The sequence below is a fragment of the Antarctobacter sp. genome, assembly GCF_034670325.1.
Classification (GTDB): domain Bacteria; phylum Pseudomonadota; class Alphaproteobacteria; order Rhodobacterales; family Rhodobacteraceae; genus Antarctobacter.
In genome coordinates this window covers 124,599-144,540 of sequence record NZ_JAXMNR010000001.1, presented here as the reverse complement: position 1 = coordinate 144,540, position 19,942 = coordinate 124,599, and the positions used below count along the sequence as shown (strand labels likewise).

Below are 19,942 nucleotides of genomic sequence, written 5' to 3'. Positions count from 1 at the left end.
AGGCCCCTTGGACCGAATATGCAATGGGGGGCGATGGCCTCTCCCGTTCGGACGGACGGGGCGCTATGAAGCGGGATGGATCAGACGTTCGAGATATTCGCAAGCGCCCCTCCGGGGCTGGAACCCTATCTGCTGGCAGAGGTGCAGGAGGCGGGCTTTGGCACGCCCGTTCAGGTGCCGGGCGGTGTGACCTTTCAGGGCGGCTGGGCCGAGGTGGCGCGGGCCAATCGTGAGTTGCGCGGGGCGGGGCGTGTGCTGGCGCGTTTTGCGGCGTTCCGGGTCATGCATCTGGCGCAGCTGGACAAGCGTGCGCGCAAGCTGGACTGGGCGGCGCTGTTGCGGGTGGACGTGCCGGTGCGGGTCGAGGTGACGTGCCGCAATTCGAAAATCTATCACGACCGCGCGGCGCGGCAGCGGGTAGAGACGGCCATCGCCGAGACGGTTGGCGCGCCGGTTCTGAAAGAGGCCTCGGAAGAGGCGCTGCGCATCATGGTGCGGATCGAGGATGATCTGGCGGTCTTCTCGGTCGATACCTCCGGTGAGCCGCTGCATCGGCGCGGGTATAAGCAGCAAGTCGGCAAGGCCCCGATGCGAGAGACGCTGGCATCGTTGTTTCTGCGGGCTTGTGGGTATGATGGGACAGAAACGGTCGTCGATCCGATGTGTGGGTCGGGCACCTTTGTGATCGAGGCGGCAGAGATTGCGGCGGGGCTGGCTCCGGGGCGGGCGCGGGGCTTTGCCTTTGAGAAACTGGCGCTGGACCTGCCCGCGACATCGTTGGGAGAGCGGCGCGCCGTGGCGCAGCGGTTTTATGGGTCTGATCGGGATGATGGGGCGATCCGTAGCAGTCTGGCCAATGCGGAGCGGGCCGGGGTGGGGGATTTGTGCAGCTTCACCCGCGCCGCCGTTAGCGATTTGGTGCGCCCTGAGGGGCCGCCGGGGCTGGTCATGGTGAACCCGCCGTATGGGGCGCGGATTGGCAATCGAAAGCTTTTGTTCGCGCTTTATGGCAGCCTTGGGGCCGTGTTGAAGGACCGTTTTGGGGGCTGGCGGCTGGGGATGGTGACCTCTGACGGAGGGCTGGCCAAGGCGACGGGGTTGGCCCTGACGGCGGGGCCGCCGGTGTCTTTTGGAGGGCTTCAGGTGAAGCTGTATCAGGCGCAGATTTAGGGCGTGTCCACGCGTGGACAGCCGGGCGGGTGTGTAAGATCAAGGGGTTACAGAGGCGTTTTTACCTTGCGTTAAGGATAGCGCCGGGTTGGGGAGTGCCGGTTTTGCCGGTGGTGCCGGGCTGAAGCCCGGCCTACGGGCGGCCTAGGGCGTCACGTGACGTTACTCGCGGACCAGTCCGCCGGGGCAGAAGAACTGGGTGTAGGCACCGTAGCAGGTGGCCGTCATCTTGTAGCCGTTCAGATCGACGCGCGCGTAGAGGTGGCGGTCCTCATAGGTCATCTCGATGCCCGAGACCAGAAGATCGGTGCAGGCCGCAGGGTCCACGCGGCACAGCAGCAGCGCCGCCGCGTCGAGACCAGAGCGATTGTCCAGCTTTTCGTTGGCGACGGCCAGTTGGATCTGATCGCGCAGGGCGTCCTGCGCCGCCTCGGGGCCCGGTTTGGTGATAAACGCGGCGATCAGCGCCATGGCAATCATGCCGAGAACAAAGCGAAACATGGCGCACCTCTGGTCACAGGACAGTGGTCTGTGGAGTAGGCGAGGCACGCGATTTGCGCAACATCGCTTTCAGAGCAATCCGGCCATTATCGCGCCGCTCAGCAGATCCTCGGCAAGGTGATGGGCGTGCTGGCCCGTGGGCTTCACCAGATCCGCCACCTGCACAACGGTCATTCCGGCGGCAAAGGCGGCTGCGGCGCCGGTGTTGCTGTCCTCAAAGGCAAGGCAGCGGCGCGGATCGACACCAAGGCGCTGGGCGGCCAACAGAAACGGCTCTGGCGCGGGTTTGGCGCGGGTGACGCAATCGCGCGTGACCACCACGTCGAAATGCACCGCAAGCGCCGATTTCGCCAGCTTGTGTTCCGCCCCGGCGCGGCGCGAAGAGGTGGCGATGGCCTTGGGGGTGCCTTGTGCGGCCAGTTGCACCAACAGCGCCTCTGCCCCCGGTTTGTGCGGGATGCCCGCCTCTGCCAGTTGGTGATCCTCTGCCCGCCAATCGGCGTCGATGGCGTCAAAGTCGTGATCGCCGAAAAAGTCGTGTAGCATGGCGCGGCTGGTGGCGGCGTCGTTCCCGACAAGGCGCAGGAACAGCGGTTCGGTCAGGGTCAGCCCGTGCCGCGCAAGGGCGCGCTGGCCAGAGACAAAGGCCATGCGTTCGGTATCCAGCAGCGTGCCATCAAGGTCAAAGATCACGGCATCATAGGGCATGGAAGCTCCGGTTCTTTAGGGATGACAGCGGCGTACAACGACAACGGGCGGCCCGAAAGCCGCCCGCCGTCACAAGATATGTCGCGATCTTACAGGTTGATGCGGAACAGGGCGAAACCGTCTGCGCCCTCTCCTGCGTCCTCGATGGTCACGGCCTTGACGTCGCTGATAAAGTCGCGCGCCTTGGGGCCGGTTTCGAACAGGACGCTGGTGCCGTCCATCGGCTTGAACTTCCAGTTGGCATCCGCCGCCGGGTTGATGGTGCCCTGTTCGACGATGTAGCGCACGATCACGTCGCGGTTGGTGTCGGGGGCCTCGAATATGATGGTGTCGCCCTTGGCACCGGGGAAATCGCCACCACCGGAAGCGCGGTAGTTGTTGGTGGCGATGACAAATTCCATGTCGTCCGTCACCGGCGCACCGTTGTATTGCAGGTCGACGATGCGGTTGGCCTCGGGGTTTTCCAATTCGCCCTTGGGGCCGTATTTCGACGGTTGGCTGAGGTCGATCTGATAGGTCACGCCGTCGATCACATCGAAATTGTAGGACGGGAAGGAGGGGTTCAGCAGCACCACGTCCTGAGCGCCCGGAGCGACCTGATTGAACATGCCGGCAGAGCGTTCCAGCCAGTCCTTGACCTGCGCGCCATTCACCTTCACCGCGCGCACGGTGTTGGGATAGAGATACAGGTCGGCGACGTTCTTGATCGCCACGGCACCCGGCGCGACATCGGTGTAATACTCTGGCCCGCCACGGCCACCGGCCTTGAAGGGTGCTGCGGCGGAGAGGATCGGCAGGCCCTCATACTCGGTCCCGACCATCATCTGTTCGATGTACCATTTCTGGGCAATCGACACGATCTGGACCGAGGGATCATCGGCCACCAGCGCAAAGTAGCTGTGCAGCGGGGCCGAGGTCTGGCCCACGGCGCGGCGCACATAGGCCAGCGTTTCGTCGTGGTCCTGCTGGGTGGCGTCGATGATCGGCTGATAATCCTCGGCCAGCGCGGTGTAGGACCGATCCTCATTGCGCTTGGAGATCGGGCGCGCCTCTGAGGTAGTGGAGACAACGCGCCATGTGTTGCCGTCGCGTTCCAGCAGCAGGTCGATCAGCCCCATGTGCGAGCCCCAGAAGCCGCCCATGACGGCGGGTTTGCCGTGAATGGTGCCGGCGCCCACATCCACCGCAGCGTAATCCGCATAGGTGGGCGAGGGGAACACAAGGTGCGAGTGGCCGGTCATCAGGGCGTCGATGCCCTCGACCGCCGCCAGCGGCACAGAGGCGTTTTCCATGCCGTCGGTGTGGTCTGCCGAGCCGATGCCGGAGTGCGACAGGGCGATGATGATCTCTGCCCCCTGTTCCAGCATTTCCGGCACATAGGCGCGGGCGGTGGTGACGATGTCGCGGGCGGTCACGTTGCCCTCTAGGTGTTTGCGGTCCCAGTTCATGACCTGCGGCGGGGGAAAGCCGATGACGCCGATCTTGATGGCATGGGTTTCGCCCGCGCCATCGGTCAGCATCCGGTCAAGGATCACGTAGGGTGTGAACAGGGTGTCGTCCTCACGCGCGGTGGCACCTTGGGTCTTGGCGATGTTGGCCAGAACCACCGGGAAGTCGGCCCCGGCCATGGATTTGGTCAGGAAGTCGAGGCCGTAGTTGAACTCATGGTTGCCGATGGTCGCGGCGTCAAAGCCCAGCGTGTTCATCGCGGTGATGACCGGGTGCATGTCGCCCTCTTTCATGCCGCGCTCATAGGCGATGTAGTCGCCCATCGGGTTGCCCTGAAGGAAGTCGCCGTTGTCCACCAGCAGGGTGTTGGTCGCCTCGGCGCGGATGCCGTCGATGATCGAGGCGGTGCGCGACAGGCCGACGGTGTCGACGGGGCGGTCGGCGTAATAGTCGTAGGGGTGGACGTGGACGTGAATGTCCGTCGTCTCCATGATCCGGAGGTGGGCCTGATTGGAGGCGGCACGAGCCGAGTAGGGGTGCAGGGTGATCAAGGCGGCTCCGGCCGTGGTGCCGGCCAGAAACTGGCGGCGCGAAAGGGGGGCGTTGGGCAAGGACATGGGAAACCTTTCGTGTTTCGGTCTGGCGACCCCCATGCACCTCTTTTCCTACAGTCGCATGACAGTCACGCATATCAAGACTCAACTCTAGCGAGGGTGTGGCATTGTACCAAAGATAATCGTGCCGCCGGTTTGCATTTCACCCGCGCAATGGGCAGGTTGCGGCCAGCAACAGCGGGGGCGGGCATGAGACACGCGGAAGAGGTGACGTTCGGCGGTTCGGGGCTGGACCGGGCGGCAGAGATCCGGGGGGACGTCGGTGCGTTGGCGGCGGCTTTGCAGGACCCGGCGGCGCGGACGGTGCTGATCTGGCGCGGCAAGCCGCTGGTCGCGGGAGATGACACGGCGTTGCAGGCATTGCGGCTGCCGCTGGATCACCCGATCCTGTCAGAGGTGGGCAGCCCGCCGATCCTGCTGGGCCGCGAGGACGGCGCGGCGGTCTTTGCGCATGATATCTCTGGCTGGGTGCCAGAGGATTTCGACGCCGAGGCGCAGGCCTCTTTCCTTGATCCCAGCGAATACAGCCATGCCACCTGCCCCGAGGGCCGCTTTGCCGAGTTGCGGCGGATCATGACACAACTGACCCCGCGCGACGCGGAACTGGTGGCGACGGCGAAGGCGGTGTTCAGCTGGCACGCCAGCCACGCCTTTTGTTCGCGCTGCGGCGAGGCGTCAGAGATGCATCAGGCCGGATGGCAACGGATCTGCCCGGCCTGCGGCGGGCAGCATTTCCCGCGCACCGATCCGGTGGTGATCATGCTGATCACCCGTGGCAACCGCGCGCTGCTGGGCCGGTCGCCGCAATGGCCGCAGGGGATGTTTTCCTGCCTTGCCGGCTTTGTCGAACCGGGTGAGACGATAGAGGCCGCCGTGCGCCGCGAGGTCTGGGAAGAGGCGGGCATTCGCGTCGGCCCCGTGCGCTACCTTGCCAGCCAGCCATGGGCCTTTCCGGCCTCGCTGATGTTCGGCTGCCACGGCGAGGCACTGAGCGAAGACATCACCATCGACCCGGCGGAACTGGAAGATGCGATCTGGGTCACGCGGGAGGAGGTCGCAGAGGCCGCCGCCGGACAGCGGCCCGACCTGCTGCCTGCCCGAAAAGGTGCAATTGCGCATTTCATGTTGCGTAACTGGATGGCGGATAGACTGGACTGACACCGCCGTTGGGTTAGAGTGCCGGAAACTGGGCCGGAATCTGGGTCGGAAACCGGACGGGCACAGGCCAAAAAAGAGGCAAAAGCAGGCACATGGAACTGACGGCACGCGAAGATATCGAAGCCCCGCAAGACCGGGTCTTTGCCATGTTATCGGATTTTGACACGATCGAACGGCAGGCGATGCGGCGCGGGACGGAAATCACCCGCACCCATGATGGCCCCGGCGCGGGCATGGCCTGGCGCGCAACCTTCCAGTTTCGCGGCAAACGGCGCGTCGCCGCCGTGACCCTGTCGACCTTTGACCCGCCGGAGCGGATGGTGTTTGACAGTGTGTCGGGGGGACTGGAAATGGCGCTGACGCTGGATGTCGTGGCGCTGTCGCCCAGCCGGACGCGGATCAATGTCACCAGCGTGCTGAGCGCCAAGACCCTGTCGGCGCGGTTGTTCCTGCAATCCATCAAACTGGCGCGCGGCGGCATCGACAAGCGGTTTCGCAAGCGGGTCGGTGAATTGGCGGGCGACATGGAAAACCGGCTGCGCGGCATGGCGTGACCCGTTGCGGCGGTCGCATGGGGCGCTAGATTGACGCCAACGGCAGCCAAGAGGAACGCCACATGAGACGCCATCTGACCCGCCTGAATCGCCTGACCTTGGCTCTGGCCGTGCTGGCCTCACCGCTTTCGGCGCATGAGTTCTGGATCGAACCGCAGGCGTTCGAACTGGCAGAGGGCGCGCCGGTGATGGCGCAAACCCTTGTCGGGACAGAGCTGAAAGGCGCGACCTATAGCTATAATCCGCAAAACTTCACCCGGTTCGAGATTGTCACCGACGCGGGCGTGCAGCCGGTCGAGGGGCGGCTGGGCGACAAACCGGCGCTGAACATGGTGCCCGAGGGCAGCGGGCTGGCGACCATCGTGCATGTCACCCGCGATTACAGCCTGACCTACCGCGAGTGGGAAAAGTTCACAAACTTCTGCGAACACAAGGATTTTACCTGGGCCATCGACCGGCATCTGGAACGCGGTCTGGGGCAAGAGCGGGTGTACGAACGCTATTCGCGCCACGCCAAGAGCCTTGTCGCGCTGGGCGATGGGGCGGGGGCCGACCGCGAGGTGGGCTTGCTGACCGAAATCGTGGCCGAGGCAAACCCCTATACCGATGACCTGTCGGGCGGGTTTCCGGTGCGCGTGCTGTATCAGGGCGCACCCCGCGCCGACGTGCAGGTGGAACTGTTCGAACGCGACGCAAGCGACGCGGTCACGATCCGCCTGTATCGCACCGACGATCAGGGACGGGCGGAGGTCGAGGTCAAACCGGGGCATTTCTACCTTGTCGACGCGGTGGTGATGCGCGAGTTGGAGGTTGCCGGGGACACGGACCCGGCGTGGGAAAGCCTGTGGGCTTCGCTGACTTTTGAGGTGCCTGAATGAGCCTGCTTGACCAGTTGCACGGGATTCTGGACGGGGCCGGTGTCCTGACCGGCGGCGATATGGCCGCATGGTCACACGACTGGACCGGGCAATTGAACTGGACACCGCTTTGCGTGGCCCGCCCCCGCAGCACGGCCGAAGTCTCGGCTATCGTTAAGGCCGCTTATGACGCGCGTGTGCCGGTGGTGCCGGTCTCTGGTCTGACCGGGTTGGCGGGGGGCGGTTTCGGCGAAGGCGCGGTCATGCTGTCGCTGGACCGGATGACAGCCGTCGAGGAAATCCGGGGACCGGCACGGCTGGCAGTGGTGCAGGCCGGGGTGATCCTGAGCGATCTGCACAAAGCGGTCGAGGCAGAGGGGCTGAGCTTTCCGATGACGTTCGGCGCGCGCGGCTCTGCCCGGATCGGCGGGCTGCTGGCGACAAACGCGGGCGGTTCCAATGTGCTGCGCTATGGCAATACCCGCGATCTGGTGCTGGGTCTGGAGGCGGTGCTGGCGGATGGCCGCGTCGTCGATCTGATGTCGGAACTGCACAAGAACAACACCGGCTATGACCTGCGCCACCTGCTGATCGGGTCGGAAGGGACGCTGGGTGTGATCACCCGGGCGGTGCTGAAGCTGGTGCCGCAACCGCGCGCCTATGCAACGGCGATGGTGGCGACGGAAACGCTGACCGGCGCGCTGGAGGTGCTGAACCGTTTGCAGGACATGACCGGCGGTGCGGTCGAGGCGTTCGAATACATGCCGCGTCGTTACATGCAGTCCCATGCAGAAATGTTTCCCGAGGCGCAGCAGGTCTTTGGCACCGACCATGAGATCAATATCCTTATCGAGCTGGGCGCTATCGCTCCGCGCGACGTGACTCCGGGGACAGACGGACAAGTGCCGTTGTCTGGCTACCTCGAAGAGGTGCTGGGCGATCTGTTGGAGGCAGGCGATGTGGTGGACGCGGTCGTGGCCCAGAACGACGCGCAGCGCGGCGCGATGTGGGCCCTGCGCGAGGCCGCGGCAGAGATTGCGCTGTCGCGCAAGCCTCTGGTGATCAATGATATATCCGTGCCGCTGGACAAGGTGGAGGCCTTTCTGACTGAGGCGGATACGCAATTGGCCGCGCTAGACCCGCAGGCGCAGACGTCAGTTGTCGCGCATCTTGGCGATGGCAACGTGCATTACACGGTCTGGTTCGGGGATGAGGCGCTCAAGGACAAGGTGATGGAAACGGTCGAGGACGTGGTGCTGTCGCTGGGTGGGTCGTTTTCCGCCGAGCACGGGATTGGTCTGCTCAAGCGGTCCTCGATGGCACGTCGCAAGGACCCGGTCGCGCTGGACATGATGCGCGCGATCAAAGCCGCGCTGGACCCGCGCGGCATCCTGAACCCCGGCAAGTTGCTGCCAGAGTAAGCGGAGCGCCTGCGGCGCGCTGGATGTCTCGTTCCCCGCCTTTGGCAGGGCACTCGGGTTTGGCAGAGAAGTTGCGTTTCGATTGGGGCGGGACGCCGGTGGCGGCGTTGCAGTGAGTATTTCTGCCAAGAAGAAGGATCAGGGCGCGCCTGTGGCTTCCTCTTGGTCCAAATACTCAGAATCGGACCTCTCAGGCATCGCGCTTGGCGATCCAGTCGTGGTCCGGGTGGTTCTGGAACCGCCATTTGCGCAGCGGCCCGGCCATGACGTTGAGGTAGTACATCTCATAGCCATGGGGCGCGCCGCAGGGGTGGTGGCCTTTGGGCACCAGGACCACGTCATGATCGGACACCGACAGGGTGACGTCGAGGCTGCCGTCTTCGGTGAAGACGCGCTGGTGGCCGTAGCCCTGCGCGGGGTTGAGGCGGTGGTAATAGGTCTCTTCGAGGTAGGTCATGTTCGGGAAATTGTCCTCGTCATGACGGTGCGGCGGGTAGGAGGACCAGTTCCCGGCGGGGGTGTAGACCTCTGTCACCAGCAGCGAGGAGGCGATGTCGCGTTCTTCCATCGCGATGGGATGGATGTGGCGGGTGTTGGCGCCTTTGCCACGGTCCACCATCTCGATCCCGTCGGGGCCGATTTGGGCGGCGGGATAGTCGGCAATGGCCGGGGCGGAGCAGACCGCCAGCGTGCAATCGGTGGTGGCCGTTGCGGTCCAGGCAGCGCCTGCGGGCAGGTAGACGGCGTGGGGCGCGCCCTTGTCAAAGACATTCATGCGGTCGCCCAATTCGCCGAAGTCGTGGCCGCCGCCGCTGATGTGGGCCTTGCCCTCGACAAGGACAAGGATCACCTCGCGGTCGCCGGTCTGGCCTTCGGCGTGGTCGTCCATGTGCATGCGCCACAGGTCAAAGCCGACGTAGCCCCATTCGGGGCTGTCCGGCGTGCGGGCATTGGTGACGGTGACTTCGTGGACCTTGCCGGTGGTTCCGGTGGGTTTGCGGTGCAGTAGACTCATGGCGGATCTCCGGTCAGGGCTGTCGGCGGGCGTTTTGGGCATCCAGCGCGGCGGCGAAGTCCTTGGGCGAGAGGCCCTCGGCAAGTGCGCGGTGGAACAGGGCGTTCTGGGTTTCGGGGGCAAGCCCACCCAGCGGCGGGTCGTTGTCGAGGTTGGTGGGGAAGGAATAGCCCTCTGCGGCAGAGGCGATGGCGGCATTGAGGCCGGTGTCGTCCAGCGCGCCTTGCGCCCGGAGCGACTGGATCGCGGGGTAAAGCACCTGACACATGGCGGTGCGGTCGACGGTTTCCATCGCGCGTCCCAGCGCCGAGGAGATCTGTAGCAGGTTGGCCATCCGCTGGATGTCCGCGCTGCGGTTTTCGCCTGCGGCGTGGAACAGCGCCGGGTTGAAGAACACCGCGTCGCCCTTGGACAGGGGCAACTGGATGCAGTTTTCCTCAAAGAACTCGCGGAAATCGTCGCGCCGGTAGGCCATGTAGCCGGGGCGGAAGAGTTGCGAGAACGGCAGCAGCTTGGTCGGGCCGCTTTCGATGGGCATGTCGCAATGGGCCACGGCGCCTTGCAGCGTCATCACCGAGGACAGGTCATGCACATGGGCGGGGAACCGCGCCGCGACCTCGGCCGTCTGGAACCCGAGGTGATAGTCGCGGTGCGCACTTTGCGCCTGTCCACCGGGGCGGACAAGGTTCACCTGCGCGGTCATCTGGTAGAAGGGGCCAAGCCATGCCTCGCAGACGGCCGCAATGGCCGTATTGGCGTAATACAGCGCAAAGGCCTGCGGATCCTCGATGCAGTGCTTTTGCAGCGCGTTCCAGATCCGCGCATTGCTGCCCGCTTTGGCGAAATGGTCGCCCGCGCCTTTGCCCGCCTCTTGTTCGCGGCTGATGATCCGCTCAAAGATCGCGGTGGCGGCGTCGATGGGCGCGGTGTCGGCATAGGCCCCTTTCAGCGCCAGAACCCCGGCGGAGCGGCCCAGCACAAAGCCCCATTCGGCCAGCAGTTCTGCGCGTTGCACCGGATCGGACAGCACCCCCTGAAGGGAGGCCATGTCGTAGACCGGCACGTTCCTGTCCACCGCTGTCGCAAAGCGCAGGTCCGAGAGCGGCAGGCTTTGCCCCGTCAGGCGCGCGAACTCTGCAAGGTCGCAGCTGGTGACGTCGAAATAGGCACTGTCTTTCATGACGATCCTCCTTCGTCGGGGTACTTTTTCCGGATCGCCTCTGGGTCGAAGGCGATAAAGAACTGATGCGCGCAATAGGCACCGACGGCGGCAAAGAGCGTGGCCCAGAGCGGGTTGCCCCAACTGAGTTCCAGCCCCGCCCAGCCGAGGCACAGCACCACGGTCACGATCCGTCGCCAGAGCGGCAGAAAAAACGGGTGCTGGACGTCCATTGCGCGATTTTTCATGGGTCTATCCGTCGATTTCCAGCCCGGCCTTGGCGCAGACCTGCAAGATGTGCTGATAGCCCTTTTTCGAGTAGTCATAGGGCGGGGCCTTGGCCGGGTCCTGTTCGGCCTCGACCACGATCCAGCCGGTGTACTCCATTGCCTTCAGCTTGTCCGCGACGGCCTGAAAGTCGATGCAGCCATCGCCGGGCACGGTAAAGGCACCGGCAATCACCGCGTCGAGGAACGAGCGGTCATTGGCCCGCACATCCACGACCACATCCGGGCGGATGTCCTTGAAATGCACATGTCTGACCCGGTGCGACCAGCGATCCAGCGTGCGCATCACGTCGCCGCCACCGAACAGCAGGTGGCCGGTGTCAAAGCACAACTGGACCTCGTCCGAGGACCCCTCCATCAGCCAGTTCACATCGTCTTCGTCCTCACAGAACGAGCCCATGTGGTGATGGTAGGCCATCGGCATGCCCTGATCCGCCATCCATTTTGCGATCTCGGACAGCTTGGCGGCATAGGCCAGCACCTCGTCGCGGGACAGTTTGGGGCGGTTGTTGACCGGGGTGCCGATCTGGCCCTGCACGGTGGTCGAACATTCCGCGTAGACGATGCAGGGGCTGTTCAGGGCGACAAACTGGTCGACCTGCTGGCGCACCGCCTCGATTTCCTGCGGGACGTCGTTGACGAACAGGTTGCCAGAGCACCAGCCGCCGCAAAGCGCGATGTCGTATTTGTCGAGGTAGGCGCGCAGCCCTTCGGTGTCATGCGGCATCCGCTGGCCGCGTTCGACGCCGGTATAGCCGATGTCGCGGCTTTCCTTCAGCGCCTGTTCCATCGTGTAGGCGGCGGTGAGGTCGGGCAGGTCGTCGTTCTGCCAGGCAATGGGAGAGATCCCGATCTTGACGCTCATGGTGGTGTCTTTCCGGTCTTGGGCCAGTTTTGAGGGGGGTAAGCCGGGCTTAAGCCCGGCCTACGGGTCTGTCTCAGCCGCGCTCTTTCAGCGCTGCCTCATATCCTTTGCGGGCGTCTTGGACTTCGGCGCGGGTCGAGACCTCGGGAACGGCCACCTCCCACCACGATCCGCCATGCGGGGTGGACGGGTAGGGGTCCGTGTCGATGACCACGACAAAGGGGCCGGTCGCCTGTTTGGCACGGGCCAGCGCGTCCTCCAGTTCGGCGATGGACGAGACGTGGACAGAGGCCGCGCCCATGCTGGCGGCGTGTGCGGCAAAGTCGATGTTGCTGGGGTTTTCATGGACGGCGTGGTCCAGCATATTGTTGAACTCGGCCCCGCCGGTGCCCATTTGCAGCCGGTTGATGCAGCCATAGCCGCGGTTGTCGGTCACGACGACGGTGAACTTGACGCCCATCATGACGGCGGTGGCCAACTCAGAGTTGGCCATCATGTAGGTGCCGTCCCCGGCAAAGCAGATCACGTCGCGGTCCGGTTGCGCCATCTTGATGCCCATGGCACCGGCGATCTCATAGCCCATGCAGCTAAAGCCGTATTCCATGTGATAGGCACCGGGGCGCGGGGCCTTCCACAGTTTGTGCAACTCGCCGGGCATGGTGCCCGCCGCGCACATCACCACGGTGTCGGGGGTGCTGGTCCGTTGGACCGCGCCGATCACCTGCATGTCGGTGGGCAGGGCGTTGCCGTCTGCGGGCGCGTCGGTGAGCGGGTCGACAGTGGCGAACCAGTCGGTTTTCAGCGCGCTGTTCACGTCGTCGGCCCGGTAGCTGGCCAGTTCCAGCGCCAGTTCCGTCAGGCCGGTCTTGGCGTCCGATTGCAGCGGCAGCGCGCCGTGTTTTACCGCGTCATAGGCGTTGACGTTCAGGCTGATCAGCGTGCGGCCGGGGGTCTTGAACAGCGACCATGATCCGGTGGTGAAATCCTGAAACCGGGTGCCGACGCCCAGCACCAAGTCGGCCTCGCCACAGGCGGTGTTGGCAGAGGCCGCGCCGGTAACACCCACGGGACCAAGGTTCAGCGGATGATCCCACGCCAGCGCCGATTTGCCCGCCTGCGTTTCGACCACGGGGATGTTGTGCGTCTCGGCAAAGTCCTGCAACTGCGCGCAGGCGTCCGAGTAATGCACGCCGCCGCCCGCGATGATCACCGGACGCTTGGCGGCGCGGATCTTTTCGACGACGCGGTGCAGTTCGTGATGGTCGGGGCGAATGCGGCGCTGATACCATGTTTTCGGCTCAAAGAACGCCTGCGGATAGTCATAAGCCTCGGCCTGCACGTCCTGACAGAAGGCAAGGCACACCGGCCCGCAGGCTGCCGGATCGGTCAGCACAGCCATCGCGCGGGGCAGGGCGGTCAGCAGGTGTTCGGGGCGAGAGATACGGTCAAAGTAGCGCGTCACGGGGCGGAAACAGTCGTTTGCCGAGACCGTGCCGTCGCCGAAATCCTCAACCTGTTGCAGGACCGGGTCCGGGCCGCGGTTGGCGAAGACGTCACCGGGCACCAGCAGCACCGGCAGGCGGTTCACATGCGCCAGTGCGGCGGCGGTGACCATGTTGGTGGCTCCGGGGCCGATGGAGGACGTCACCATCATCGCCCGCTTGCGCTGGGACTGTTTGGCAAAGGCGATGGCGGCATGCGCCATGGTCTGTTCGTTGTGGCCGCGCCATGTGGGAAAGTCGTCCTTGGCCCCGTGCAGCGCCTCGCCCAGCCCGGCCACGTTGCCGTGACCGAAGATGGCCCAGCACCCGGCCAGAAAACGCTCGCCGTCCTCGTTCATCTGCGCCGAAAGATAGCGCACCATCGCCTGAGCGGCGGTCAGTCGGATCGTCGTCATGGTCATTCCTCCCCGCGTGCGGCATCCCAGTAGCCGCAGAGACGTGCATAAGTGTCTTTCATTTGCGCCACGGCCTCTGCGTCCGTGATCGCCCCGGTCATCCAGGCCTTGGCCGGGTCGGCAAAGATCGTGCGGCCGACGGCAAAGCCTTTGACCAGCGGATACTGCGCCGCAACCTCAAAGCTGTCCTTCAGTGCCTGCTCTTCTGCCCCCAGACCCAGCACCACGATACCACGGGTGTTGGGGTCGTTCTCTTCGATGGCGGCGATGGATTTTTCCCACGCGGCTTTTGTGGTCATCGGTTCCAGCTTCCACCAGTCGGGATAAACGCCCAGATCGTAGAAGCGGCGGATCACCTGCGCTGTGGTGTCGTCACCCACCGGACCGGCCTTGGACGGGATCACCTCCAGCAGGAACTCCAGACGGTTGCGGCGGCAGGCATGGAACAGGCGGGTGACGGTGGCCTCTTGTTCGGCCTTCATTTCTTCGGTGTCGTCGGGGTGGAAGAAGCACAGCACCTTGACCACATGTTCCAACGGCCATTCGTTCAGCCCGCCAAAGTCGGGGCCGATCTCTGGCTCCAACGTCAGGGGGCGAGAGCCGGGCCATTCCACCGGGCGGCCAATCCACAGACCGGTGCCCGCCGCCTTGTACAGCGCATCGCGGCCAAGGCGCGAGTCGCAGAGCAGGCCATAGCCGGGTTGTCCGTCCGCCACCTGTGCGCAGGCCTCAAGGCAGAGCGTCTTGAACGCGCCGATCTTGTCCGGTGTCGCGCCATCCAGATCCTCTAGCTGCATCCGGTGGTCAAAGGCAAAGACCCGCATGGTGGACCAGTCGCCCTTGCGGTTGGTGGCCCAGTGGACCTGCTCCAGTTCCGCGTCCTTGCGCAGGGCCTTTTCCTTGACGCCCCGTTGGAGGAAAAATTCCAGTTCCGCCCAAGACGGGTAGGCCGGGGTGCAGCCGTGGCGCGACACCGCAAAAGCGCCGCAGGCGTTGGCGTATTTCAGCGCGGTCGGCCAGTCCTGATCGGTCAGCCAGCCCTTGAGCAGTCCGGACATGAAACCGTCACCCGCGCCGAGCACGTTGAACACCTCGATCGGGAAGCCGGGGCCGCTTTGTCCCTCGTCCAGCGTGTCGGGGACATCGCCGGTAAAGGCGACGGCACCCATTGGCCCGCGTTTGCAGACCAGCGTCGCGTCGGACACCTTGCGCACCGCGCGCAGCGCCGCAATCGTGTCGGTCGAGCCGCCCGCGATGTGAAATTCCTCTTCGGTGCCGACGATCAGGTCGAACAGGTGCAGTGTCGATTGCAGCTTGGCCGTGACCTTGTCCGAGGCGATAAAGCGGCTTTCGCCATCGCCATGCCCCGCCAGCCCCCAGAGGTTCGGGCGATAGTCGATGTCCAGCGCGGTCTGCATCCCGTTGGCGCGCGCGATGGTCAGCGCCTTGAGCACGGCGGCCTCTGTGCGCGGGTGGCTGAGGTGGGTGCCGGTGGCGGTGACGGCGCGGGCCTCTTTGATGAACCCCTCGTCAATGTCGTCTTCGCAAAGCGCCATGTCGGCACAGTTGTCGCGGTAGAAGATCAGCGGAAACTGTTCCTGATCGCGGATGCCCAGCAGCACCAGCGCGGTCAGGCGTTCCGGATCGACGGCGATCCCGCGCGTGTCCACGCCCTCTTTTTGCAGTTCCTCGGTGATGAAACGGCCCATGTGCTCATTGCCCACACGGGTGATCAGCGCCGATTTCAGGCCAAGCCGCGCGGTCCCGGCGGCGATGTTGGTGGGGGAGCCGCCGATGTATTTGTTGAAGCTGGCCATATCTTCCAGCCGCCCGCCGATCTGTGCGCCGTACAGGTCGACCGAGGATCGGCCAATAGTGATCACATCCAGGGTCTTGCCCATTGGTTCTACCTTTTTCGATCGTTGAGGAAACGACCCGCTCTCCTCAGTGCGGTCCGTGTTGTCGTAAACTGGTCCGATTGAGGGCGCTGGGTCAATTCCCTACTTCACTCTTTGCCTCATTCATGAAAGTTTTTGAAAGCCGGGTGAGAGATATTTTGTCTCATTCTTGGAGGGCTCCGCTGTCTGGTGCCGGCCCGTATTCATCAAAGGATCATGCGTATCGTGCGCCTGTTGGAACCGCTGTTCCGGTGCTGGGTCGTGAGCCCATCGACGGCGCTGACAGCCGGGTCCAGAAAGGCGGTGCCGAAGCGAAATCTGCACCGCTGCGCCGTCTCAGACCGACTCTGGCAAGTAGAGATCGGGGTTGAGAAAATGTTGGCCCGGGGTGGGGGTGTCTGACTTTTGCACGGCGTCGATCATCAGGGCGACCGTATCGTTACAGAGCCGTTCCAGCGGAGTGGCAATAGACATTTCGGCGTAACGATCCGCCAGTGCGGAGCGCGACTCGGGGATGAGTTCGTGCAGGATCAGCGCGACCTGACCGGGCGCGCGCGCCTCGCGCAGCGCCGCGATGGCCCCCTCCATCCCGCCGCCCGAGCAATACAAACCCTTGAGATCGGGATGCCGCTGCAAGAGTTCCAGCGTGGCTTCATAGGTCAATTGCCGTGTTTCAAGGTTCACCATCGTGTCTAGAATGGTGAAATCGGGCGCGTATTCACGGAAGTAACTGCGAAAGCCGGTTTCGCGAAGTTCATGCCCGTGCCAGCGGTAACCGCCTACGAATACGGCGATTTTCCCAGATCGTGCCACCACCTTGGACATCATGTGCGCCGCGACCCGGCCTACTTTCATATTGTTGAGCCCGATATAGCCCTGCCGGATTCCCTGCGCATAATCGTTGAGCAGGGCAAAGCAGGGGACGCCGCGGTCCTTCAACTGGCTGACCGTGTCGGTGATCTGCATGTGGTTCACGGCAGAGGCCGCAATCGCGTCACAGCGACCCGCCAGCCCGGCCATCAGTCCGGCGATGTCGCCAGGGCTTTGCGAGGGCGCGAACTCCAGCACAATCTGGCCGCGAATGCCGGGGGCGCGGGCCACCGCGGCCTCCATCTCGCGCGCGACGCTCTGCCAGAAGGGCTGCCGCGCCTTGGGAAAGACAAAGCCAAAGCGGATCTCCGGCAGGTCGGCAAACATCCGTTGCCCGATCAGCGCCGCCGCGTGATAGCCGATGCGCTGCGCCGCCTCATAGACCCGCCGCGCGGTTTCCTCGCGCACCTTGGCGCGCCCGTTCAAGACCCGGTCTACCGTGGCCACACTGACACCCGATTCGCGGGCGAGATCGGTGATGGTTGGACGTTTGGCCATGAAGTCCTCTGGAGACTGAGAAGGGATACCCGCACTCTATGATGGTTTTTGCAAGAAATCCAATCCCCAACTCGCATGGTGCTGGGAATGTCGGTTTCGTTTGACTAGGGCTGATGTTCAGGGATGGAGGACAGGATGGCGGAACTGGGAATCGGTCTGATCGGCACCGGCTTTATGGGCAAGATCCATGCGCTGGCGTTTCGCATGGCGCGGGCGGTGATGGGGGGCGATCTGCCCGAGGCGCGGCTGGAACTGCTGTGTGACGCGCCGCGCGCCAAGGCGGACAGTATGGCGGCGCAATTCGGCTTTGCCCGCGCGACGGATGACTGGCGCGCGGTGGTCAGCGATCCGCGCATCGATGTGGTGTCGATCACCACGCCCAACGGGTTGCATCACGAGATGGCCTGTGCGGCGCTGAAGGCGGGCAAACACGTCTGGTGCGAAAAACCCATGGCGCTGACGCTGGCCGAGGCCGAAGAGATGGCCGCGGCGGCGCGCGCGGCGGGCACAGTCACGGTGGTGGGCTATAACTACATCCGCAACCCGGCCTTTCGTCATGCGCAAAAGCTGATCAGTGAAGGGCGGATTGGGCGCGTTGTGCATGTGCGCGGCTGGGTCGATGAGGATTATCAGGCGGACCCGGACCTGCCGTGGACATGGCGGGCGCGGCTGGCCGAGGCCGGGCTGGGCACCCTGGGGGATCTGGGCTGCCATCTGGTGTCGCTGATGGTGGGTCTGTGCGGCCCGATCCAAAGCCTTGTGGCGGACACGCAGATCATCCACGAAACACGCCCGCTGCCGGATGGCACCGGGCGCGCCGCGGTCGAGAATGAGGATACGGCGACGGCGCTGCTGCGCTTTGCCAGTGGCGCGCATGGATCGCTGGCGACCTCGCGGTCGGCATGGGGGCGCAAGAACAGGCTGGACTGGGAGGTGCATGGCACCAAGGGCATGATCTGTTTCGCGCAGGAGCGGATGAACGAGCTACAGGTGTACCTGAACGAGGGGCCGAAATCTGAACAGGGCTTTCGCACGGTGCTGTCTGGTCCGGATCACCCGCCGTTCGGGGCCTTTGTTCCGGCGCCGGGGCATCAGCTGGGGTTTGTCGATCTCAAGACCATCGAGGCCGCCGACCTGCTGGCGGCGATCCGCGACGGCGTGCAGGCCTATCCGTCGATGCAGGATGCGCTGGGGTTTGAGCGGGTGATCCATGCCATCGCCGACAGTGCGCGGCGGGATTGCGCGCGGGTCACTTTGTGACGGTGTCGTCCTCGGGTAGGGGATGCCTTGCCACAGGGCCTTTTCGACGCGGGGCGATAAACCAGCGCGTTTGCGCCCAGCCCCGGCGCGACGCAGATGAAACGGCGATCCAAGCCATCGGCGTCGTATTTCAGAACGCTCTGCGGCGTCTGCGCCTCTGCGATCTGTTGCGGAGAGACTCGGGTGCCGCCAAAGACCTCACCGCCGTCCGAGCCGCCGGTGCCGTATTTGATCGACAGGCACAGGCGATCCTGTGCCGCGTCTGGTCGTCCTGTGTCTTGCCTTGCCCCTGTATGCGGTCATTTACGTGCCGGGTGCAGGCTGGCGTTCCCACGCGGTCTTTGAAAGACAAGATTTAGATCGCAGGGTCTTCGGCCGCTTTTTCCAGCTTTTCACAGGCCCTCATCAGAGTGGTAAATTCCGCGTCGTCGAGATAGGCCCGCAGGTCGCGCTGGCGATCCCGCATACGCGGTATCGTGTGATCGAAAGTCGCGCGTCCCCTGTCGGTCAGGTCCAGATGAAGGGCGCGATTGTCCGATGCATCGCGGGTGATGGTGATCATCCCGTCGGCGGCCAGTGTCTTGACGTTTCGACTGATCAGGCCCTTGTCCATAGCGGTCAGTCGCGACAACTGGGCCGAGGTGCAGCGACCCGTGTCGCCGAGCACGGCAATGATGCGCCATTGCGTGATGGTGATTCCGGCGTGATCACGCAGAATCCGCGAGGCCTGAGCGTTCAGCTTGGCTTGTGCCTTTGCAAGGCGGTAGGTGAGAAAATTGTTAAGTGGCACCACAGTGTGCGGCAACACATTGCCATCGACGTCCATGAAAAATGTTTCCCTGCCTGCAAGGCAATGCCCTGCGGTTTCCAATTCGCTCACTCAGGTTAGCGAAGCGATTGAAGCGCTGGCAAGCTTTATCGCGGCTGCCGGGACGTCAGTGCATTTCATAACTTGATGAAGTTGAGCCAAAAAAAGACCCCCGCCCGAGGTTGGGCGAGGGTCCAAAGATCACAACCGGTTGGCTGTCTCAGTACCGGCAGACCGTGCTTGCGGTTTGCAGGACGGCACCCGGCGTATCGGGCAACCGCAGGAAAGTCACACGACGGTTTTCCGCCGCGCGGGGATCGTACTCGTTCTTCAGAACGTATTCGCCCCAGCCGACCGGGTAGAGCGGCACGCTGAGGTAAGCGCCTTCGATCAGACGCGTGACAGAGGCCGCCCGGCGCAGGCTGAGGTCGCAGTTGTAGCCTTCGGAGCCGACAGCGTCGGTGTGGCCGATCACGGCATAAGAAGTGCCCTGAAGGGCGGGATCGTTCAGAGCGGCAATCAGGCTGTCGATCTTGCCGCGCTGGTCGCCCCGGACGCGGTCGCTGTCATAATCGAACTCGATTGTGATGGCGACCGAGGGCAACGCAACCTTGCCGGTCTTGGGCGGTTCGGGCGCGTCGTATTGGGGCGGCGCGGGGGGCGGTGCCTTGCTGACGACGACTTTCTTGGTGTCGAGGTCCAGCACAAGGGTTTCGAAGGTGACCGAGGGGCCCGCGCTTTCCAACGCGATCCCGTCCGGGTCGATGTCGACGCCAGCGCAGTTGGCGGCGTTTGGGTTGAGCAGGCAGCTGGCCATCTGGCTCTGCGGCTGCGGTTTGATTTCCACCAGCGGATCGTTACCGGGGATAAAGATTTCGCCGCTCTGCGCATGGCCTGCCACGGGGGGCAGGCCAAGGCAGAGAGCGACGCTCAGGAATAGCTTTCGCATCGCT

General features: G+C 64.2%; 18 protein-coding genes. 6 read left to right on the top strand and 12 right to left on the bottom strand.

Annotated features, from left to right (window positions below):
* Positions 1–75: 75 nt before the first annotated feature.
* The gene (locus VOI21_RS00710) at positions 76–1,170 is read left to right on the top strand and encodes a class I SAM-dependent RNA methyltransferase (RefSeq protein WP_323766695.1); all 1,095 of its coding nucleotides are present in this window, start codon (positions 76–78) and stop codon (positions 1,168–1,170) included.
* A gap of 162 nt (positions 1,171–1,332) precedes the next feature.
* Here the strand turns inward: VOI21_RS00710 and VOI21_RS00705 are convergent, their stop codons facing one another.
* The 3 genes from VOI21_RS00705 to VOI21_RS00695 all read right to left on the bottom strand — a co-directional run bounded on the left by VOI21_RS00705 (position 1,333) and on the right by VOI21_RS00695 (position 4,445).
* Positions 1,333–1,671, bottom strand: a complete 339-nt coding sequence (locus VOI21_RS00705; protein ID WP_323766693.1) for a hypothetical protein — start codon at positions 1,669–1,671, stop codon at positions 1,333–1,335.
* A gap of 69 nt (positions 1,672–1,740) precedes the next feature.
* Positions 1,741–2,379: an HAD family phosphatase gene (locus VOI21_RS00700; protein WP_323766691.1), complete on the bottom strand. Its 639-nt coding sequence runs from the start codon at positions 2,377–2,379 to the stop codon at positions 1,741–1,743.
* An 89-nt stretch (positions 2,380–2,468) separates the two neighbouring features.
* Positions 2,469–4,445 carry a bifunctional 2',3'-cyclic-nucleotide 2'-phosphodiesterase/3'-nucleotidase gene (locus tag VOI21_RS00695; protein WP_323766689.1) on the bottom strand — a complete coding sequence of 659 codons (1,977 nt, stop codon included), beginning with the start codon at positions 4,443–4,445 and terminating at the stop codon, positions 2,469–2,471.
* A 186-nt stretch (positions 4,446–4,631) separates the two neighbouring features.
* Between VOI21_RS00695 and nudC the strand changes: the two genes are divergently transcribed.
* The 4 genes from nudC (at position 4,632) to VOI21_RS00675 (ending at position 8,432) form a co-directional block, all read left to right on the top strand.
* The gene (gene nudC / locus VOI21_RS00690; protein ID WP_323766687.1) at positions 4,632–5,600 is read left to right on the top strand and encodes an NAD(+) diphosphatase; all 969 of its coding nucleotides are present in this window, start codon (positions 4,632–4,634) and stop codon (positions 5,598–5,600) included.
* 92 nt (positions 5,601–5,692) lie between these two features.
* Positions 5,693–6,154: an SRPBCC family protein gene (locus VOI21_RS00685; protein WP_323766685.1), complete on the top strand. Its 462-nt coding sequence runs from the start codon at positions 5,693–5,695 to the stop codon at positions 6,152–6,154.
* A 62-nt stretch (positions 6,155–6,216) separates the two neighbouring features.
* A complete protein-coding gene (locus tag VOI21_RS00680) occupies positions 6,217–7,032 on the top strand; it encodes a DUF4198 domain-containing protein (RefSeq protein ID WP_323766683.1) in 816 nt (271 codons plus the stop codon).
* Entirely contained in the window at positions 7,029–8,432 is a 1,404-nt protein-coding gene (locus tag VOI21_RS00675; protein WP_323766681.1) for an FAD-binding oxidoreductase, read from the top strand. The genes VOI21_RS00680 and VOI21_RS00675 overlap by 4 nt, the downstream gene beginning before the upstream one ends.
* 190 nt (positions 8,433–8,622) lie before the next feature.
* Here the strand turns inward: VOI21_RS00675 and iolB are convergent, their stop codons facing one another.
* The 7 genes from iolB to VOI21_RS00640 form a co-directional block, all read right to left on the bottom strand.
* Positions 8,623–9,447, bottom strand: coding sequence for a 5-deoxy-glucuronate isomerase (gene iolB / locus VOI21_RS00670; protein ID WP_323766679.1), 825 nt, complete (start codon positions 9,445–9,447; stop codon positions 8,623–8,625).
* Positions 9,448–9,460: 13 nt separating this feature from the next.
* Positions 9,461–10,627 carry a phytanoyl-CoA dioxygenase family protein gene (locus VOI21_RS00665; RefSeq protein ID WP_323766677.1) on the bottom strand — a complete coding sequence of 389 codons (1,167 nt, stop codon included), beginning with the start codon at positions 10,625–10,627 and terminating at the stop codon, positions 9,461–9,463.
* Positions 10,624–10,854, bottom strand: coding sequence for a hypothetical protein (locus VOI21_RS00660; protein ID WP_323766675.1), 231 nt, complete (start codon positions 10,852–10,854; stop codon positions 10,624–10,626). The genes VOI21_RS00665 and VOI21_RS00660 overlap by 4 nt, the downstream gene beginning before the upstream one ends.
* 4 nt (positions 10,855–10,858) lie before the next feature.
* Positions 10,859–11,758, bottom strand: a complete 900-nt coding sequence (iolE, locus tag VOI21_RS00655; protein WP_323766673.1) for a myo-inosose-2 dehydratase — start codon at positions 11,756–11,758, stop codon at positions 10,859–10,861.
* Positions 11,759–11,831: 73 nt separating this feature from the next.
* Entirely contained in the window at positions 11,832–13,655 is a 1,824-nt protein-coding gene (iolD, locus tag VOI21_RS00650) for a 3D-(3,5/4)-trihydroxycyclohexane-1,2-dione acylhydrolase (decyclizing) (RefSeq protein ID WP_323766671.1), read from the bottom strand.
* A 2-nt stretch (positions 13,656–13,657) separates the two neighbouring features.
* The gene (locus VOI21_RS00645; protein WP_323766669.1) at positions 13,658–15,556 is read right to left on the bottom strand and encodes a bifunctional 5-dehydro-2-deoxygluconokinase/5-dehydro-2-deoxyphosphogluconate aldolase; all 1,899 of its coding nucleotides are present in this window, start codon (positions 15,554–15,556) and stop codon (positions 13,658–13,660) included.
* Positions 15,557–15,889: 333 nt separating this feature from the next.
* Positions 15,890–16,921 (bottom strand): LacI family DNA-binding transcriptional regulator, encoded by a 1,032-nt coding sequence (locus tag VOI21_RS00640; RefSeq protein WP_323766667.1) that lies wholly within the window; start codon positions 16,919–16,921, stop codon positions 15,890–15,892.
* 135 nt (positions 16,922–17,056) lie between these two features.
* On the opposite strand from VOI21_RS00640, the gene VOI21_RS00635 reads away from it, so the two are divergent.
* The gene (locus tag VOI21_RS00635) at positions 17,057–18,181 is read left to right on the top strand and encodes a Gfo/Idh/MocA family oxidoreductase (protein ID WP_323766665.1); all 1,125 of its coding nucleotides are present in this window, start codon (positions 17,057–17,059) and stop codon (positions 18,179–18,181) included.
* A 355-nt stretch (positions 18,182–18,536) separates the two neighbouring features.
* Here the strand turns inward: VOI21_RS00635 and VOI21_RS00630 are convergent, their stop codons facing one another.
* Both VOI21_RS00630 and VOI21_RS00625 read right to left on the bottom strand, forming a co-directional pair.
* Positions 18,537–19,007 carry a MarR family winged helix-turn-helix transcriptional regulator gene (locus VOI21_RS00630; protein WP_323766663.1) on the bottom strand — a complete coding sequence of 157 codons (471 nt, stop codon included), beginning with the start codon at positions 19,005–19,007 and terminating at the stop codon, positions 18,537–18,539.
* Between the two features lie 202 nt (positions 19,008–19,209).
* Entirely contained in the window at positions 19,210–19,938 is a 729-nt protein-coding gene (locus VOI21_RS00625; RefSeq protein ID WP_323766661.1) for an OmpA family protein, read from the bottom strand.
* Between the last annotated feature and the right edge of the window lie 4 nt (positions 19,939–19,942).

Coding starts and splice junctions, on each gene's coding strand:
- VOI21_RS00710 (WP_323766695.1), top strand. CDS start 76: ATGGATCAGACGTTCGAGATATTCGCAAGCGCCCCTCCGGGGCTGGAA.
- VOI21_RS00705 (WP_323766693.1), bottom strand. CDS start 1,671: ATGTTTCGCTTTGTTCTCGGCATGATTGCCATGGCGCTGATCGCCGCG.
- VOI21_RS00700 (WP_323766691.1), bottom strand. CDS start 2,379: ATGCCCTATGATGCCGTGATCTTTGACCTTGATGGCACGCTGCTGGAT.
- VOI21_RS00695 (WP_323766689.1), bottom strand. CDS start 4,445: ATGTCCTTGCCCAACGCCCCCCTTTCGCGCCGCCAGTTTCTGGCCGGC.
- nudC (WP_323766687.1), top strand. CDS start 4,632: ATGAGACACGCGGAAGAGGTGACGTTCGGCGGTTCGGGGCTGGACCGG.
- VOI21_RS00685 (WP_323766685.1), top strand. CDS start 5,693: ATGGAACTGACGGCACGCGAAGATATCGAAGCCCCGCAAGACCGGGTC.
- VOI21_RS00680 (WP_323766683.1), top strand. CDS start 6,217: ATGAGACGCCATCTGACCCGCCTGAATCGCCTGACCTTGGCTCTGGCC.
- VOI21_RS00675 (WP_323766681.1), top strand. CDS start 7,029: ATGAGCCTGCTTGACCAGTTGCACGGGATTCTGGACGGGGCCGGTGTC.
- iolB (WP_323766679.1), bottom strand. CDS start 9,447: ATGAGTCTACTGCACCGCAAACCCACCGGAACCACCGGCAAGGTCCAC.
- VOI21_RS00665 (WP_323766677.1), bottom strand. CDS start 10,627: ATGAAAGACAGTGCCTATTTCGACGTCACCAGCTGCGACCTTGCAGAG.
- VOI21_RS00660 (WP_323766675.1), bottom strand. CDS start 10,854: ATGAAAAATCGCGCAATGGACGTCCAGCACCCGTTTTTTCTGCCGCTC.
- iolE (WP_323766673.1), bottom strand. CDS start 11,758: ATGAGCGTCAAGATCGGGATCTCTCCCATTGCCTGGCAGAACGACGAC.
- iolD (WP_323766671.1), bottom strand. CDS start 13,655: ATGACGACGATCCGACTGACCGCCGCTCAGGCGATGGTGCGCTATCTT.
- VOI21_RS00645 (WP_323766669.1), bottom strand. CDS start 15,556: ATGGGCAAGACCCTGGATGTGATCACTATTGGCCGATCCTCGGTCGAC.
- VOI21_RS00640 (WP_323766667.1), bottom strand. CDS start 16,921: ATGGCCAAACGTCCAACCATCACCGATCTCGCCCGCGAATCGGGTGTC.
- VOI21_RS00635 (WP_323766665.1), top strand. CDS start 17,057: ATGGCGGAACTGGGAATCGGTCTGATCGGCACCGGCTTTATGGGCAAG.
- VOI21_RS00630 (WP_323766663.1), bottom strand. CDS start 19,007: ATGGACGTCGATGGCAATGTGTTGCCGCACACTGTGGTGCCACTTAAC.
- VOI21_RS00625 (WP_323766661.1), bottom strand. CDS start 19,938: ATGCGAAAGCTATTCCTGAGCGTCGCTCTCTGCCTTGGCCTGCCCCCC.